The 15,633-nt window shown below is 55.2% G+C and carries 17 protein-coding genes, 4 tRNA genes and 1 riboswitch; of the genes, 8 read left to right on the forward strand and 13 right to left on the reverse strand.

All coding sequences use genetic code 11. The features are described 5' to 3' along the window. Positions 1-139: 139 nt before the first annotated feature. On the reverse strand, positions 140-1,162 hold the full coding sequence (locus tag J3D54_RS01150) for a hypothetical protein (RefSeq protein ID WP_253416356.1): 1,023 nt from the start codon (positions 1,160-1,162) through the stop codon (positions 140-142). A gap of 709 nt (positions 1,163-1,871) precedes the next feature. On the opposite strand from J3D54_RS01150, the gene J3D54_RS01155 reads away from it, so the two are divergent. The 3 genes from J3D54_RS01155 (at position 1,872) to J3D54_RS01165 (ending at position 3,894) form a co-directional block, all read left to right on the forward strand. After that, a complete protein-coding gene (locus J3D54_RS01155; RefSeq protein ID WP_253416357.1) occupies positions 1,872-2,174 on the forward strand; it encodes a hypothetical protein in 303 nt (100 codons plus the stop codon). A 263-nt stretch (positions 2,175-2,437) separates the two neighbouring features. Continuing rightward, the gene (locus J3D54_RS01160) at positions 2,438-2,734 is read left to right on the forward strand and encodes a hypothetical protein (RefSeq protein WP_253416358.1); all 297 of its coding nucleotides are present in this window, start codon (positions 2,438-2,440) and stop codon (positions 2,732-2,734) included. Between the two features lie 542 nt (positions 2,735-3,276). Then, a complete protein-coding gene (locus tag J3D54_RS01165) occupies positions 3,277-3,894 on the forward strand; it encodes a recombinase family protein (RefSeq protein ID WP_253416359.1) in 618 nt (205 codons plus the stop codon). A gap of 49 nt (positions 3,895-3,943) precedes the next feature. Here the strand turns inward: J3D54_RS01165 and J3D54_RS01170 are convergent, their stop codons facing one another. The 3 genes from J3D54_RS01170 to J3D54_RS01180 all read right to left on the reverse strand — a co-directional run bounded on the left by J3D54_RS01170 (position 3,944) and on the right by J3D54_RS01180 (position 4,826). Then, positions 3,944-4,228 carry a HigA family addiction module antitoxin gene (locus J3D54_RS01170; RefSeq protein WP_253426450.1) on the reverse strand — a complete coding sequence of 95 codons (285 nt, stop codon included), beginning with the start codon at positions 4,226-4,228 and terminating at the stop codon, positions 3,944-3,946. A gap of 16 nt (positions 4,229-4,244) precedes the next feature. Further along, positions 4,245-4,523: a type II toxin-antitoxin system RelE/ParE family toxin gene (locus J3D54_RS01175; RefSeq protein WP_226499599.1), complete on the reverse strand. Its 279-nt coding sequence runs from the start codon at positions 4,521-4,523 to the stop codon at positions 4,245-4,247. A 226-nt stretch (positions 4,524-4,749) separates the two neighbouring features. Next, a tRNA-Arg gene (locus J3D54_RS01180) sits at positions 4,750-4,826 on the reverse strand. Positions 4,827-5,118: 292 nt separating this feature from the next. Between J3D54_RS01180 and J3D54_RS01185 the strand changes: the two genes are divergently transcribed. Further along, on the forward strand, positions 5,119-5,352 hold the full coding sequence (locus tag J3D54_RS01185) for a hypothetical protein (protein ID WP_253416360.1): 234 nt from the start codon (positions 5,119-5,121) through the stop codon (positions 5,350-5,352). A gap of 22 nt (positions 5,353-5,374) precedes the next feature. After that, positions 5,375-5,554, forward strand: a complete 180-nt coding sequence (locus tag J3D54_RS01190; RefSeq protein WP_253416361.1) for a PA3371 family protein — start codon at positions 5,375-5,377, stop codon at positions 5,552-5,554. Here the strand turns inward: J3D54_RS01190 and phnN are convergent. Continuing rightward, entirely contained in the window at positions 5,529-6,101 is a 573-nt protein-coding gene (gene phnN / locus J3D54_RS01195; RefSeq protein ID WP_253416362.1) for a phosphonate metabolism protein/1,5-bisphosphokinase (PRPP-forming) PhnN, read from the reverse strand. The genes J3D54_RS01190 and phnN overlap by 26 nt on opposite strands. Positions 6,102-6,492: 391 nt before the next feature. On the opposite strand from phnN, the gene J3D54_RS01200 reads away from it, so the two are divergent. After that, positions 6,493-6,819: an Arc family DNA-binding protein gene (locus tag J3D54_RS01200; protein WP_008066583.1), complete on the forward strand. Its 327-nt coding sequence runs from the start codon at positions 6,493-6,495 to the stop codon at positions 6,817-6,819. Between the two features lie 102 nt (positions 6,820-6,921). Here the strand turns inward: J3D54_RS01200 and mgtE are convergent, their stop codons facing one another. Further along, complete coding sequence (gene mgtE / locus J3D54_RS01205; protein WP_253416363.1) at positions 6,922-8,364, reverse strand: magnesium transporter; 1,443 nt, start codon at positions 8,362-8,364, stop codon at positions 6,922-6,924. A gap of 321 nt (positions 8,365-8,685) precedes the next feature. On the opposite strand from mgtE, the gene J3D54_RS01210 reads away from it, so the two are divergent. Continuing rightward, positions 8,686-9,204, forward strand: coding sequence for a cell envelope protein SmpA (locus J3D54_RS01210; protein WP_253416364.1), 519 nt, complete (start codon positions 8,686-8,688; stop codon positions 9,202-9,204). A 19-nt stretch (positions 9,205-9,223) separates the two neighbouring features. On the opposite strand, the gene J3D54_RS01215 is transcribed toward J3D54_RS01210, so the two are convergent. The 7 genes from J3D54_RS01215 to ltaE form a co-directional block, all read right to left on the reverse strand. Beyond that, positions 9,224-9,300, reverse strand: a tRNA-Arg gene (locus J3D54_RS01215). A 71-nt stretch (positions 9,301-9,371) separates the two neighbouring features. Beyond that, positions 9,372-9,448 (reverse strand) — tRNA-Arg (locus tag J3D54_RS01220). Positions 9,449-9,555: 107 nt separating this feature from the next. After that, positions 9,556-9,646, reverse strand: a tRNA-Ser gene (locus J3D54_RS01225). A gap of 62 nt (positions 9,647-9,708) precedes the next feature. After that, positions 9,709-9,897, reverse strand: coding sequence for a carbon storage regulator CsrA (gene csrA / locus J3D54_RS01230; protein ID WP_002554426.1), 189 nt, complete (start codon positions 9,895-9,897; stop codon positions 9,709-9,711). A gap of 187 nt (positions 9,898-10,084) precedes the next feature. Then, on the reverse strand, positions 10,085-11,326 hold the full coding sequence (locus J3D54_RS01235) for an aspartate kinase (RefSeq protein ID WP_007934911.1): 1,242 nt from the start codon (positions 11,324-11,326) through the stop codon (positions 10,085-10,087). Positions 11,327-11,416: 90 nt separating this feature from the next. Continuing rightward, complete coding sequence (gene alaS / locus J3D54_RS01240; protein WP_253416365.1) at positions 11,417-14,038, reverse strand: alanine--tRNA ligase; 2,622 nt, start codon at positions 14,036-14,038, stop codon at positions 11,417-11,419. Positions 14,039-14,184: 146 nt separating this feature from the next. Further along, on the reverse strand, positions 14,185-15,189 hold the full coding sequence (gene ltaE, locus J3D54_RS01245) for a low-specificity L-threonine aldolase (RefSeq protein WP_253416366.1): 1,005 nt from the start codon (positions 15,187-15,189) through the stop codon (positions 14,185-14,187). Positions 15,190-15,246: 57 nt separating this feature from the next. On the opposite strand from ltaE, the gene J3D54_RS01250 reads away from it, so the two are divergent. Continuing rightward, positions 15,247-15,411, forward strand: a complete 165-nt coding sequence (locus J3D54_RS01250) for a hypothetical protein (protein WP_253416367.1) — start codon at positions 15,247-15,249, stop codon at positions 15,409-15,411. Continuing rightward, positions 15,388-15,558, forward strand: a riboswitch (FMN riboswitch). Its footprint overlaps the gene before it by 24 nt. Positions 15,559-15,633 lie beyond the last annotated feature (75 nt).

The following is a 15,633-nucleotide window of genomic DNA, read 5'->3' on the forward strand; positions in this document are numbered from 1 at the left end:
TACGAAGCTTTCGTAGTACCCGATCCACTCTCAGACTGAGGGTGAAGGAATACCCCTGGACCGGGCCAAGGGTCGGATTTTAAATCTGCCCCTCCTTCACTTCGAAATCTGGCCCTCTAAAGCTTTGATGAGCCATGCGCTATGCGAACTCCAAGTCATGCCACTGATCGAGTCGTAGTTCGGTCACTGTATGTACATCATTGCAAATTACGTAGTTATACATACGTTTATGTACACGCCTACTCCCTGGCGTGATTGCCTCCAGATTATATATAGGAATAGACTCGGCATCTGATATCGCCCTATGCCCCGCTCGATATGCTAGATACTTTTGCCCCACTGACAGACCTTCCACTTCTTCTCTATTTGTGGAAGTTGGATTGATTTCTCTATTTAACTCATTATCCGGATGATAGACGGACACCCCTTCGTCCCAGCCTGCAACTTTAACCTCCACACTTTCTCCAGCAAGAAGGCAGAGTTCACCATACTTATAGAGGAAATCTTGAAGGAAAGACAACTTTGCACCTTCAACAAGTTTTGTCACCAGCAAATCATTGACCACTCCAGTTTCACTACGATTAAGAGCATAGAAGCTTCTTCCATCCCCCTTGGGTACTTTTGGCGCTGCTACAGTTCCAACCCTACCAACTGAGCAAACATCAAAAACCACCTTTCTTAATGGAGGAACTTTATAGGCACAGCGAAACTTAGAGAGCATATCAGCAAGCTGACTTGATGATAAACTCCCTGCCGAGGACACACTGCCATGGGCGACTATGATTGCACCCATATCTCCAGCAGGCCATTTTATTTCAGAAGTATCAGCTGGGGGAATTAGCTCTCCCGGCACATTCCTTACCTTTTTGAACTCATCCAGCTCCCGGTACTTATCCTTATAAAATTTATTAGCTGTAGCTGCTTCAAGCTCAGTCTTACCGAACGAGTCAAACTCAGGAAGATCAAACGCCTTCAATTCTGACTCTTGGTTTCTATACAGCCGACGCCTAGTATAATGCCCATCTTCCTTATTCAAATGAAACCACGCAATAAATTGGACACTATGGCGCGCAGAGTATTTATCAAACAGCCCCTTCGCACTGGCAATTGGAGCGGTGTTTGGTCCTCCTAAGGACAGGATCAAAATATTTTTAACTTTCATGAAAAGTGCTCCCTGAATAGAAACATCCCATACCGATATGCAACTCGACAACTATAGTCGCGAACTGACAATCTGGGCCTCTGCGAACAATTCAGCGTTACAACGTGCCAGGAGTCAGTATGCGGTTCTAGGAGCAGACCTCGACCTTGATGCAGACACCCCCACAGAATCCGCAGAGACGTATCGTGACCTAGGGTGGGATCTCAAATCTGACCCTTCTGGATTTCAAATCCGAAAGTGGGGATGGTCCAAAACTGGACCATCGTCGGTGTGCTCAGATCTGAGCACATCTCTACCGCTGCGTGAAAAAACAAAATGGCTTTTGGCCATATCCTTTATAGCCAATGAATCTAAATATTAAAACGCATATTCATGAAAGGCGGCTAGCCTCGTAATCGAGCAGCGGTAGTGGAAATGTCTCTACGCGCGCTCTTACTTACGATTAAAAGGAAATAACTCCCCATGGAAGGCTTCGCTATAGCAGCGTCTCAAATTGAATGCGTCAATGCTGAACGCTGCTCTGCACTTTGCTCGGCGACCATGAGGAAAAAGGGTTCAGAACTAACCTGGCGTGATGCGTAGATTTAAAACGCCGGGATAATGCTGGAACGTGTCACCCGTAACATCGCTCATGCTGTCGTCGTTTCGTCTTCGAAGAGACGAGATATGACAATTCAGAAAACACTAAAACTTATGAAAGGAAAATATCTTGCCACATGCAGCCGAATTTCATAACAGAGCAGGGTTCGCCTCATCCTTCAGCATCCAGTGGGACGGTGGCGAAACCCCTAGAACCGAGATAATCACGGCCGGCGGCGTTGCGAAGCAAGACCTGCGCGAACTTGGTGTTCCTGAAGGCGTCTCCTGCTGGGCCAGGGCCTACGTTCAGGGCGGGCCTAATCACGATTCGGGCGACAATTTCGACTACAGGAACGCCGATAGCTCCATCGCCTCTTACTCGATCACCGGCACTACACTCAATCCGTCCTTCGACCTGGACATCATCAACTAAGCATCCAGCCCCGCCACTTTGCGTGACGGGGCATTTCCTGCACTTACCTCCCCCATAACGTTAACCCACCGTTATCTAACGTTGGCCAGGCCAGACACCAGGTCCGCCTGAATCGATGCTCTGATACTGAAATGCCCTCAGTTCTGAGTGCAATTATGCGCTGCCACTCTGCCCTACAGCTGAGCATGGAGGAATAGCCCTATACCCTCGCAAAGGAGTCTTTCTGTAACCTACCGCTGAAGACATCCAAGCAGAAAGCCCAAATGCAAACAGACCTAGATGAACTGCTGAAGAATGTGAACGATGAACAGTCATTCATCGATTTCATCAGCATCCTCGCCGCGGACTTTGCTGAAGAACGCCAAATTGAAGCTACCAGGCCTTCCGCGCCCTATTCCGCAGGCACGCAGGGATGGGAAAACGGAACGATAGACGCCTTTCTAGGCGCAGCATCAGCATGGGCCGCCGCCACTTCCAGCACTCCAGCCCCCCAGGCCTCGCCTCAAAATGTGTGGCATCGCTGTGCACGCATCCTTCTGGCTGAAAAGCTCTATGAGTAAGCGCCACTCCCATGCCTGACAGCAGGCTGGAGCAGGCGGTAAATGTGACGATGGCGCAGATTTGCGCCATCCGGACCGGAGTGGGATTCCATCACTTTGCCCCCAGCTGCATCCCGGCTGGTTTTACGAGCAGATCGTAAAAGCCCTTTGACGATTGTCCGCGACACGTTTTCAAAATTCGCAAAACGTGTCGCGACACCTGCCCTACCGAAATGGGAGGTCAGGTTTGTTGCCGGGTATCCGACTCAAAGCCAATTCCCACCAACGGTGGATATTCCTCAAATTGAGGGTTAGCCCCTGCGCGCTCCTGCATCGGATTCATCCCCCCCTGGGACTTGGATGGATTTGAGATCCGACCAACTTCTTCAGGTTGAGGGCAGACGACTGAGCTGAAAACTCAGCCTTGTATCACTTTGCCTACCTCTGACTTACTGCAACAAAAATACCCTCCTTGATCCGCTGCAAACCAACTATTTCCGTCTCATTCCGTCTGGTTACGTGTAGCACCTTAGGTGCACCTTAATTGATACGGCAGGCACATCATGTTCATCCGCGCATACCTCCGAGCATCGACTGAAGAACAGGACGCCGGCCGCGCCCGTGCATCTCTTGAGCAATTCGCTACGGACCACAACAAGGTCATAGCGAGCGTGTACCTGGAGAACGCCAGCGGAGCCACCGCTGATCGGCCTGAGCTGCTGCGTCTGCTCAAGGATGCGCGTAAGGGTGACGTCCTGCTGGTGGAGTCGATAGACCGCCTCTCGCGCCTTCCTGTTGAGGATTGGCACAAGCTAAAGGCCGCTATCGACTCTAAGGGCTTGCGCATCGTCGCGCTCGATTTACCGACCAGCCATCAAGGGATGCAGGACACCAAGGGCGACGAGTTCACCAGTCGGATGCTGGGAGCGATCAACTCAATGCTGGTGGAGATGATGGCCGCGATCGCGCGTAAGGATTACGAGCAGCGCCGCGAACGCCAGGCCCAGGGTATCGAGAAGGCAAAAGCTGCCGGCAAGTACCAAGGCCGGCCGGTAGACGAGGATCTGCATAAGCGCGTTACGGAACTGCTCGGCGCCGGCCTGGGCATTCGCGCTACAGCTAGGCACGCCAACTGCTCGACAACGACAGTCCTTCGGATCAGGGATTTGGTCAAGGTTTGAGTGCAGAATAAAAAAGCCCTGCAAGGGCAGGGCTTTTGCTTCTTAATTATCAGACGGGTTCTAGCCGAGTGATGTCTGGATGCTCACGGCTCTTTGCTTCCCACAGATCATAAGCAGACTGCATCGCCAGCCACTGGCGGCCGCTGCTCAATCCGGCCATTTCCAAGCGATACGCCATTTCTGCGCTGATGCTGGTGTGTCCATTGAGGACGGTAGAAAAGTGCGCACGCGAATAGCCAAGATGCTCAGCTAGATCTCCAACACCCATTTTCAATGCCGGAAGCACGTCTTCACGTAAGATTTCCCCAGGGTGGGGCGGATTGTGCATAGGCATAGTCATTACCCTCCTGTCAGTGGTAATCGCAATAATCCAAAAGCTCAACATCAGAGCCATTGAATTGGAAGATCACGCGCCAGTTGCCTGAAACTGTGACCGACCAGAAACTCGCCAGGTTCCCTTTGAGTTGGTGCAAGCGATAGCCCGGAATATCCATATCACTCGGTTTAACAGCGACGTCAAGAGCACCAAGGATGCGGATCAAGCGAGCAGCATGCTCGGCCTGAATACCCCGGGTCGTCCGTGTTAAGAAAAAGTCCCGAAGGCCCTTATGCTTGAAGGTCGTTATCATGATCGGAGTGTAGGGTGGGGCCGAACACCCAGCAAGGCAGCACCCCATTGATTGTTGCTATTGGAAGCAACACGGTATGTCGAATGCCTGAGATCCGTGATGACTTGTTCATTCACTGATAACGACTTCGAAGGCTGCGCCAGTCTTTTCTGATCTATCTGCTGTCACCCTGCTGTCACAGAGAAAAGTCGAAGAGTACAGATTGACTGGACAGGCCCGGAATATATGGTGTCCCAGGGCAGGTTCGAACTGCCAACCTTCCCCTTAGGAGGGGGATGCTCTATCCAATTGAGCTACTGAGACACAAGTCGCGCGCAAGGAATGCGCGGCGATGGACGGCGTGCATGTTAACGGGCAGGCCCGCTTTTGTCATGTCGTCCGTAGGGCTTTTTAAGTGTAGGCAGACGCCCCCGCGGTAGCGTGGCTTTGTTTACCGTGCAAATTGCATCACCGCAAAATGCCATCATTGCAAAATGCAATGCCGGCATTTTGTTAAAATAGCTTAATTCGTTGTTTTTAAAGGATTTAATAGCCGTTAAACTTTTGGCATGCGGGCTGCTTCGACTGTTCTCAAAGAACGAAGGAGATCAGCCCCATGAACAGCGCTCTTTTAGTCGCGAATGCAGTGGCCCTGGCGGTTCTGTTGGGTTTTCAGTTCTTCCCCGAAAACGATGTTGCGACGCTTGCCCAACGCCTCCCCCATTACCTGCAGCTGCAAAAAGCGCCTCAATTGGCAACCATGAGCGATCAGCACAGTTTTGTCGGCCAAGAGGTGAGCCAGGAGAGTCTTCAACCGCGCACGCAGTCTTTTGAACGCTTGGTATTTTGAATCACCCCATCAGGAGCACCGCATGTCCAAATCAGCCGCAGGTTTTTTCATCCTCGCGTTACTAAGTGGCATTCTTCATCTGTCTTTAGTCCAGAACACGGTCGTCACCCTGCCCTTGATTGCGTGTGGCGTGTTCGGTGTACTTTTTATGCTGGCGCTGATCGCCGGGCGCAAGATCAAGTTCGATCCGGTTCTACGCTGACGCTCAGCAGCTCCAGAAGACTGGCCACCGTGACCGCTAAGTCGCCGGAGTTATCGAGTCGGCGGATCTTCGTATCACCGATTGAATCATCAGCCGTGAACAGCGTATTGCGGCGCAGTCTTGCTTCAATTTCTGCCGGGCTTTCACGCCCCCGCCGCAGCAGACGCTCTCGCAGAACTTCATCCTTGACCGTCAACAGCACCGGCAATAGCGTGGGAAAACGCTGTTGCGCTTCTGCCAGGTGGCCGCGCGAACCATTGATCAGCACATCGCGACCGTCCTTGAGCCATTGGTCTATAAGCACAGGAATACCGTAATCCAGCCCATTGGCCTGCCACGACAGCGCGAAATCTCCTTCGCTTCTGCGTCGCTCGAACTCTTCATGGGACACCTCAATGGCGTCTTCGCCGACGGACTCAGCCGAGCGCGTGATAACCCGACGCACCACATCACAATGGTGCGCCCGCAACGGCTCGCGAGCGGCTTCGATGAGGCTGTCCTTGCCGGATCCCGAAGGCCCCATTAAATAAATCAGCCTGCCATCCATCTTGAAATCACCCCATACCGTCCGTCTGCCCTAGTAAATCGGCCATTTGCCACTATCCTGTAGAAGGTAAGGAACAAGGATCGAATCCGCATAGCATGCACCTTCAGGCGTCTTCGGGCATCACCTGTCGGGCAAGAGGACGCGGTCAGCGATACGGACTCATGGAATGGAATGTTTTCAAACCAGTCCGCATTTCTGATAATAGGTGCTGGCATTAAGCCTTTACCCAGATCAATATTTGTCACAGAATTGACGCCAATGATCTGGCTAATTTGAGGCATGATGCGCGCCTCTATCAATTCAGGTTGAACATTTGGTCGGAGTGCTTGTCCTATTTGACATCCTGCGGCCAATCCCGAGAACCGCTCCCCTGAACTAACCGGTTAAATATATGCGCCCATTGAAACAGGCAATTTATTCCAGCCGTACGGCTGACAAGTTCGTCGTACGTCTGCCAGACGGAATGCGTGAACGCATTGCCGAGGTGGCTCGCAATCATCATCGCAGCATGAATTCCGAAATCATCGCACGCCTTGAGCAGAGTCTTATTCAGGAAGGCGCGTTGGGCGAAGAATTGAGCATGCGCCTGGACAGCCCCGAGCTGTCATTGCACGAACGCGAACTGCTGCAACGCTTCCGCCAACTCTCCCACCGCCAGCAAAACGCACTGGTTTCGCTGATCGCTCATGACGCCGAAATGACTGCAGACGCTTCCTGATTCATCCCGAAAGCTCAAGCCAGCGTAATTGCTGGCTTTTTTTTGCCTGAAATTCGGCTAAAAAAACCCGCCGGATTGGGCGGGTTCTTTTAAAGCAGGGTGTTAGAGCAGGAAAATCGTCGCCAGCCCGAGGAAGATGAAAAAGCCACCACTGTCGGTCATGGCAGTGATCATTACACTGGCCCCCATAGCCGGGTCACGCCCAAGCCGCGCCAGGGTCATCGGAATCAAAACCCCCATCAATGCGGCAAGCAACAGGTTAAGCGTCATGGCGGCGGTCATCACCACGCCCAGGGACCAACTGCCATAAAGCAGGTAGGACACCACACCGATCACCCCACCCCAGACCACGCCATTGATCAAGGCGACCGCCAACTCCTTACGCATCAACCTCGACGTATTGCCGGTACTGACCTGGTCCAGCGCCATGGCCCGAACGATCATGGTGATCGTCTGGTTACCCGAGTTGCCGCCGATACCCGCCACGATCGGCATCAATGCCGCGAGCGCTACCAGCTTCTCGATAGAGCCCTCGAACAAACCGATCACCCGGGATGCAACGAATGCGGTGATCAGGTTTATCGCCAGCCAGGCCCAACGGTTGCGCAGGGATTTCCAGACTGACGCAAAAATATCTTCTTCTTCGCGCAGACCCGCCATGTTGAGAACTTCGTTTTCGCTCTCTTCACGAATCAGGTCGACCATTTCATCGATGGTCAGACGACCGATCAGCTTGCCGTTCTTGTCGACCACCGGGGCCGAGATCAAGTCATAACGCTCGAACGCCTGAGCGGCCTCGTAGGCGTCTTCGTCCGGATGAAAGCTCACCGGATCGCTGGCCATCACTTCCGAGACCTGTTTATCCGGGTCGTTGACCAAAAGGCGCTTGATCGGCAACACGCCCTTGAGCACGCCGTCGTAATCGACCACGAACAGTTTGTCGGTATGGCCTGGCAGCTCTTTGAGACGACGCAGATAACGCAAAACCACTTCGAGACTGACATCCTCACGGATGGTCACCATCTCGAAGTCCATCAGCGCACCGACCTGCTCCTCGTCATAGGACAACGCGGAGCGGACGCGCTCACGCTGTTGGGCATCGAGGGTTTCCATCAGCTCGTGGACGACGTCTCGCGGCAGCTCGGAGGCCAGGTCAGCGAGTTCGTCGGCATCCATGTCCTTGGCCGCCGCCAGGAGCTCGTGATCGTCCATGTCGGCGATCAGGGTTTCACGAACCGAATCGGATACTTCGAGCAGAATGTCGCCGTCGCGGTCGGCCTTGACCAATTGCCAGACGGTCAGACGATCGTCCAGTGGCAAGGCTTCAAGGATGTAGGCGACGTCGGCGGAGTGCAGATCATCGAGCTTGCGTTGCAACTCGACGAGGTTTTGCCGGTGAACCAGGTTCTCGACCCGGTCGTGATGCGGACCTTCCTGGCGATGAGTCAGGTCTTCGACCACCCGCTGGCGCTGCAGCAGCTCAATGACTTGAGCGAGGCGGTCTTGCAAGCTTTCCTGCGTTTTCTTTACTTCAACTTCAGACATAGGCGAACTCCACTCCCAGCAGCGGGGCACGCCGGAAGGATCAATCAGTCAATTCATGATTGTAAAAACGGGGTACTGAGTAACTACTGGGTAAGTCCATGGAGGTATTCCACAAGCCCCGGCGGGGCTGACGAGCGCAATGATAACACCGCCTGACGGTTTTAAACGTGAAAAAATCGCGGCTGAAACAAGCGCTTGCGAGACAAACCTGAGCGCTGTCCTGATCCATGGAACTGCGACGACTTATCCTGAAAAGAAAACACACCACCGTCGAAAAATGTAACGGCTACCCTTGATAAGGACCGTCAAGGAGGACGTCGAATGCCATGGAATGCTGATTATTTTTTGCTTGCCGCCCTGCTCTGCCTGCCGCCCTGGGCGCTTGCTAAGACCGTCCACCGGTGTGAAGCCCCTAACGGACGCATCACCTTCACGACCTTGAGCTGTACGACCGGAGAAAGCCTTTCGCTTCAGGAAGTGCGCTCGTTTTTGCCAGGCAACACGACAGCCCTGATGCCAGAAGCCAAGGTTCGCGAAACATCAGGTATGAAAATTCCAAGGAGAGAGCCGACGATCGTTGGTCAGTCCGAGGACAAATGTGGAAATCTGCTCAGCGCGAAAGAACGCCGCATCGCGATCATCAATCAGCGAGTGGTTGCCGGCATGAGTCAGCAGGACGTCGAAAGCGCTCTCGGCAAGCCAGACAAAATCAGCACTCGCAATTCAGCCATGAGCTACCGCTACGACAACAAGCGAGGGCGCAGTGCTCACATCGAGTTTGATGAGAAAGGTTGTACCAAAGGAAAAGCCAAATCGCAGACGGCAAAAAGCCCGCGTTAAACGCGGGCTTTTTGGTGTTTGGTGCACTCGACAGGATTCGAACCTGTGACCGCTCGGTTCGTAGCCGAGTACTCTATCCAGCTGAGCTACGAGTGCATTTGTGTTTTTATACCAGATCACAACTGGTTGGAGCCAAGTTATTCACATTGCTGCAAACAACTCTTAAATGGTGCACTCGACAGGATTCGAACCTGTGACCGCTCGGTTCGTAGCCGAGTACTCTATCCAGCTGAGCTACGAGTGCATTTGTTGCCGCGCATTATAGGCCGTTAAATCTTTTTGTAAAGCACTTTTTCTAGTAATTTCAACAACTTACCGAAGAAGCCAGATTACAACGTACTAAGCAAATAATGGCGGAGAACGGGGGATTCGAACCCCCGACACCCTTTTGAGGTGTACTCCCTTAGCAGGGGAGCGCCTTCGGCCACTCGGCCAGCTCTCCGCAACACGGGGCGTATATTAACCAGCTTTATCCCCGTTTGCAAACATAAAAAACGATAAAAATTAATGGCTTGGTTCTTCGTCCTTCTCTTTCTTGATACGCAGGTAAATTTCCTCACGGTGCACAGCCACCTCTTTCGGGGCGTTGACACCAATACGCACTTGATTTCCTTTAACGCCGAGCACGGTCACGGTGATTTCGCCATCACCAATAATCAGGCTTTCTGCGCACCGACGAGTCAGAATCAGCATACCTTTCTCCTCACGCATTTCATTTCAGGGACAACAGTCTGCAAAAAAAAGGCATCCGACCTACAACCGAAAAGGTCGCAGCCCTACATGCCTGAGTATTGACTAGCGCGAGCAAAAGAACAGTTTTGGTACGCACCATTCAAAAAAACGAAGGGCGCGGTCAGACCGCGCCCTTCGGGGGAACGGATTACTCGCCCTGTCGGGCCGGAGCGTCCAGTTCGAAAGCTGTGTGCAGGGCGCGCACAGCCAGTTCCAGGTACTTCTCTTCGATCACCACGGACACCTTGATTTCCGAAGTCGAGATCATCTGGATGTTGATGCTTTCTTTGGCCAGGGATTCGAACATGCGGCTGGCCACACCTGCGTGGGAGCGCATGCCGACGCCAACGATCGAGACCTTGGCAATCTTGGTGTCGCCAACGACTTCACGGGCACCGATCTCGCGAGCGGTGTTTTCCAGCACCGATTGCGCCGCCTGGTAGTCGTTGCGGTGCACAGTGAAGGTGAAGTCGGTGGTGTTATCGTGCGCAACGTTCTGCACGATCATGTCGACTTCGATGTTCGCGGCACTGATCGGGCCGAGAATCTTGAACGCCACGCCCGGGGTGTCTGGCACGCCACGGATGGTCAGCTTGGCTTCATCGCGATTGAAAGCGATGCCGGAAATGATCGGCTGTTCCATGGTTTCCTCTTCATCAATAGTAATGAGGGTGCCCGGACCCTCCTTGAAGCTGTGCAGTACGCGCAGCGGAACGTTGTACTTGCCGGCGAACTCGACCGCGCGGATCTGCAACACCTTGGAACCGAGGCTGGCCATTTCCAGCATCTCTTCGAAGGTGATCTTGTCCAGACGCTGAGCCACGGACACCACACGCGGGTCAGTGGTGTAGACGCCGTCGACGTCGGTGTAGATCTGGCATTCGTCAGCCTTCAGGGCTGCCGCCAGTGCAACGCCAGTGGTGTCGGAACCGCCACGACCGAGCGTGGTGATATTGCCGTGCTCGTCGACGCCCTGGAAACCGGCGACAACCACCACACGACCGGCCTTCAGGTCACCGCGAATCTTCTGGTCATCAATCTGCAAGATACGCGCTTTATTGTGCGCGCTATCCGTCAGAATCCGTACCTGGTTGCCGGTGTACGACACCGCTGGCACGCCGCGCTTGATCAGCGCCATGGCCAACAGTGCAATCGTCACCTGCTCACCGGTGGAAACGATCACATCCAGTTCACGAGGAACCGGTTGGCCGTCGCCACTGATTTGCTTGGCCAGATCGATCAGACGGTTGGTTTCGCCGCTCATTGCAGACAGCACAACCACCAGGTCATCGCCCGCATCGCGGAATTTCTTAACCTTGTCGGCGACCTGCTCGATTCTCTCGACAGTGCCGACTGAGGTGCCTCCAAATTTCTGTACGATCAAAGCCATTTCAAAGCCGCCTCTGCCCATGAAGGGCGCCCAATAATCACTCAAACAGCGTTCTGGCCCGCCACTAGACCGCGGGCCAGGCACACTGCCTTATAAACCCTGCTCTACAAATGGAACAGTCAGGGCCAATGCGGCATCCAGTGCGCCAGCGTCAGTACCACCGCCCTGCGCCATGTCTGGACGACCACCGCCCTTCCCGCCCACTGCCGCAGCGGCTTGTTTCATCAAATCACCGGCTTTGAGTTGGCCAGTCAGGTCTTTGGTCACGCCTGCAACCAGAACGACCTTTTCCTCATGGACACTGCCGAGCAGGATCACTGCGCGGCCGAGTTTGTTTTTCAGTTGATCGACCAGCGCCAGCAGCGCCTTGCCGTCCTGACCGTCCAGACGCACGGCCAGCACTTTCACGCCTTTGACGTCCAGGGCAGAAGACGACAGATCGTCGCCCGCCGCACTGGCCGCCTTGGCCTGCAACTGCTCGAGTTGCTTCTCCAGCAGACGGTTGCGCTCCAGCACAGCCGACAGCTTGTCGATCAGATTATCGCGGCTACCCTTGACCAGGTTGGCCGCTTCCTTGAGTTGTTCTTCAGCCGCGTTCAGGTAGGCCAGCGCTGCTGCGCCGGTCACTGCCTCGATACGACGCACACCCGAAGCCACACCGCCTTCGCTGATGATTTTCAGCAGACCGATGTCGCCGGTACGGGTGGCGTGAATACCGCCACACAGCTCGACGGAGAAATCGCCCATGCTCAGTACGCGTACACTGTCGCCGTACTTCTCGCCGAACAGCGCCATGGCGCCTTTCTGCTTGGCGGTTTCGATGTCGGTTTCTTCGGTTTCAACCTCGGAGTTCTTGCGAATTTCGGCGTTGACGATATCTTCCAGCGCCTTCAACTGCTCGGGCTTGATCGCTTCGAAGTGGCTGAAGTCAAAGCGTAGACGCTGACTGTCGACCAACGAACCTTTCTGCTGAACGTGCTCGCCCAGTACCTGGCGCAATGCGGCGTGCAGCAAGTGAGTCGCCGAGTGGTTCAGCGACGTCGCATGGCGCACTTCGGCATCGACATGGGTCTCCACCGGAGTACCTACGATCAGGCTGCCCGAATCCAGCACACCGTGGTGCAGGAACGCACCGCCGGTCTTGGTGGTGTCGCGCACGTCGAAACGCGCAGCGCCAGCCTGGAGGAAGCCGCAATCACCAATCTGACCACCGGATTCGGCATAGAACGGCGTCTGATCGAGAACGACCACGCCCTCTTCGCCTTCGCTCAGTACATCAACCGATTGCCCTTCTTTATAGAGAGCAACGATTTTGGCAGAGCCGCTGTGAGCGGTGTAACCGGTGAACTCGGTGGCCACATCAACCTTGACCAGGCTGTTGTAGTCCATGCCGAAGGAGCTGGCGGAGCGGGCACGCACACGCTGGGCTTCCATTTCGCGCTCGAAGCCTGCTTCGTCGATGGTCAGGCTGCGCTCACGGGCGATGTCGCCGGTCAGGTCCATCGGGAAACCGTAGGTGTCGTACAGCTTGAACACCACGTCGCCCGGTACCACGTCGCCTTTGAGTTCGGCCAGATCCTGCTCGAGGATTTTCAGGCCCTGCTCCAGGGTCTTGGCGAATTGTTCTTCTTCGGCTTTCAGGACGCGTTCGATGTGCGCCTGTTGGGACCTCAGCTCTGGGAACGCTTCGCCCATCTCGGCGACCAGGGCCGCAACGATCTGGTAGAAGAAGCTGCCCTTGGCGCCCAGTTTGTTGCCGTGACGGCAAGCGCGACGAATGATCCGGCGCAGCACATAACCGCGACCTTCGTTGGACGGCAGCACGCCGTCGGCGATCAGGAAACCGCAGGAGCGGATGTGGTCAGCCACGACTTTCAGGGAAGCTTGATTGTCGTTGCTGCAACCGATGGCCTTGGCCGATGCGCTCAGCAGGCTCTGGAACAGGTCGATTTCATAGTTCGAGTGAACGTGCTGCAGCACGGCACTGATCCGCTCAAGCCCCATGCCGGTGTCCACCGACGGAGCAGGCAACGGGTGCAACACGCCATCGGCGGTGCGGTTGAACTGCATGAACACGTTGTTCCAGATTTCGATGTAACGGTCGCCGTCTTCTTCCGGCGAGCCTGGTGGGCCACCCCAGATGTCAGCGCCGTGATCGTAGAAAATCTCGGTGCAAGGACCGCACGGGCCGGTATCGCCCATGGTCCAGAAGTTGTCGGAAGCGTACGGCGCGCCCTTGTTGTCGCCGATGCGAACCATGCGCTCGGCCGGAACACCGACCTCCTTGGTCCAGATGTCGTACGCTTCGTCATCGCTGGCGTAGACAGTGACCCAGAGCTTTTCTTTCGGCAGGTTCAGCCACTTCTCGGAGGTCAGGAAGTTCCAGGCGTAGGTGATGGCGTCACGCTTGAAATAATCACCGAAGCTGAAGTTACCCAGCATTTCGAAGAAGGTGTGGTGACGGGCGGTATAACCGACGTTTTCCAGGTCGTTGTGCTTGCCGCCAGCACGCACGCATTTCTGGCTGCTTACGGCGCGGGTATAGGCGCGCTTTTCCTGGCCCAGAAAGCAGTCCTTGAACTGGTTCATCCCCGCGTTAGTGAACAGCAGGGTTGGGTCGTTGCCCGGAATCAAAGAGCTGGAGGCTACACGGGTGTGGCCTTGCTCTTCGAAGAAGCGAAGGAAGGCTTCACGGATTTCTGCGCTTTTCATTAGGTTCTTCCACGGAGGCTGCGGCCAAAGGCCTGTTCGAAACGTCAACAGACGAAGCGACGGCAAAGGGCCGCATTATATCGGCCCTGCGCGCGGGGTACAGCGTGTTTATACGATAGAAACGGTCAATTGGACCGCTAATGCGATCAGATGCGGGAAAACTCGACGAATGTCGCGACGACCTGCTCGATTTGCGCGCGGCTGACGTCCAAGTGCGTGACCATTCGCAGACGACCGGCAGCGCTGAGCTTGACCCCGCGTGTCGCCGCGAAGGCCTTGATCGCTTCGGCCTTGTCGCCCATTTGCACGTAAACCATGTTGGTCTGCACCGGCTCGACCTCATACCCCGCCGCTCGCAGGCCTTCGGCCAGCCATTGTGCGTTGGCATGGTCGTCAGCCAGACGCTGAATATTATTATCCAGCGCATACAGCCCTGCCGCCGCGAGAATCCCGGCCTGGCGCATGCCGCCACCGACCATCTTGCGCAAACGCCGAGCCTTGGCGATCAACTCGACCGAGCCGCACAGCACCGAACCGACCGGCGCACCCAGGCCTTTGGACAGACAGACCGACACCGAATCGAAATGCTGAGTGATCTCCCGGGCATCGACACCCAGCTTGACCGCCGCGTTGTAGAGCCGCGCACCATCCAGATGCAGCGCCAGGCCTTGCTCACGAGTGAAGCGGCGAGCCTGGGCCAGATACTCCAATGGCAGCACCTTGCCCTGCATGGTGTTTTCCAGCGCCAGCAAACGGGTGCGGGCAAAGTGGAAGTCGTCCGGCTTGATCGCGGCGGCGACTTGCGCCAGGTCCAGCGAACCGTCGGCCTGCACTTCCAGCGGCTGCGGCTGGATCGAACCGAGTACCGCCGCGCCGCCACCTTCGTACTTATAAGTGTGGGCCTGCTGACCGACAATGTACTCGTCACCGCGCTCGCAGTGAGCCATCAAGCCCAGCAGGTTGCTCATGGTGCCCGTCGGGACAAACAGCGCCGCGGCAAAACCCAACTGATTTGCAAGCTCGGCTTCCAGACGATTGACCGTCGGATCTTCGCCATAAACGTCGTCACCGGTGGCCGCATTGGCCATCGCGTCGAGCATCCCTGCGGTCGGTTGAGTGACGGTGTCGCTGCGAAGATCGATAACGCTCATGAATCTGGCCTCGGTAAACAGGGGAAGAATCCGTTTCGGAAAGGAATTACTGCCGTCATGCCGACAATTAATCAAGCCTTGAACGAGGAAAAGGCGCTTTATGCCTTCGGAAAACCCGATAGCAATCATCAGAAAGCAGCCATGCGCGCCCCGCAAATATGTGTTAAAAACGCTTCGCCGCCAAACAATCTGGCGGCAAAACGTTCTCAGGGCGGGGTGTAACTCCCCACCGGCGGTAATTGCGCGCAATGCGTATAGCCCGCGAGCGCTTGGCGACAGGCACGGCAATGACTGTGATGGCGGCAAGGTCAGCAGACCCGGTGTGATCCCGGGGCCGACGGTCATAGTCCGGATGAAGAGAGAACGGGATTGACGCCGCCCAGGTTCCGTACCAAAGCGCCGTCCGCAGACACGTGTGCCTGCGTACCCTTAAATCCCATTCGA

Origin of the sequence: Pseudomonas sp. GGS8 (assembly GCF_024168645.1) — a bacterium.
GTDB lineage: Bacteria > Pseudomonadota > Gammaproteobacteria > Pseudomonadales > Pseudomonadaceae > Aquipseudomonas.

Coding starts and splice junctions, on each gene's coding strand:
- J3D54_RS01150 (WP_253416356.1), bottom strand. CDS start 1,162: ATGAAAGTTAAAAATATTTTGATCCTGTCCTTAGGAGGACCAAACACC.
- J3D54_RS01160 (WP_253416358.1), top strand. CDS start 2,438: ATGCAAACAGACCTAGATGAACTGCTGAAGAATGTGAACGATGAACAG.
- J3D54_RS01165 (WP_253416359.1), top strand. CDS start 3,277: ATGTTCATCCGCGCATACCTCCGAGCATCGACTGAAGAACAGGACGCC.
- J3D54_RS01170 (WP_253426450.1), bottom strand. CDS start 4,228: ATGCCTATGCACAATCCGCCCCACCCTGGGGAAATCTTACGTGAAGAC.
- J3D54_RS01175 (WP_226499599.1), bottom strand. CDS start 4,523: ATGATAACGACCTTCAAGCATAAGGGCCTTCGGGACTTTTTCTTAACA.
- J3D54_RS01185 (WP_253416360.1), top strand. CDS start 5,119: ATGAACAGCGCTCTTTTAGTCGCGAATGCAGTGGCCCTGGCGGTTCTG.
- J3D54_RS01190 (WP_253416361.1), top strand. CDS start 5,375: ATGTCCAAATCAGCCGCAGGTTTTTTCATCCTCGCGTTACTAAGTGGC.
- phnN (WP_253416362.1), bottom strand. CDS start 6,101: ATGGATGGCAGGCTGATTTATTTAATGGGGCCTTCGGGATCCGGCAAG.
- J3D54_RS01200 (WP_008066583.1), top strand. CDS start 6,493: ATGCGCCCATTGAAACAGGCAATTTATTCCAGCCGTACGGCTGACAAG.
- mgtE (WP_253416363.1), bottom strand. CDS start 8,364: ATGTCTGAAGTTGAAGTAAAGAAAACGCAGGAAAGCTTGCAAGACCGC.
- J3D54_RS01210 (WP_253416364.1), top strand. CDS start 8,686: ATGCCATGGAATGCTGATTATTTTTTGCTTGCCGCCCTGCTCTGCCTG.
- csrA (WP_002554426.1), bottom strand. CDS start 9,897: ATGCTGATTCTGACTCGTCGGTGCGCAGAAAGCCTGATTATTGGTGAT.
- J3D54_RS01235 (WP_007934911.1), bottom strand. CDS start 11,326: ATGGCTTTGATCGTACAGAAATTTGGAGGCACCTCAGTCGGCACTGTC.
- alaS (WP_253416365.1), bottom strand. CDS start 14,038: ATGAAAAGCGCAGAAATCCGTGAAGCCTTCCTTCGCTTCTTCGAAGAG.
- ltaE (WP_253416366.1), bottom strand. CDS start 15,189: ATGAGCGTTATCGATCTTCGCAGCGACACCGTCACTCAACCGACCGCA.
- J3D54_RS01250 (WP_253416367.1), top strand. CDS start 15,247: ATGCCGACAATTAATCAAGCCTTGAACGAGGAAAAGGCGCTTTATGCC.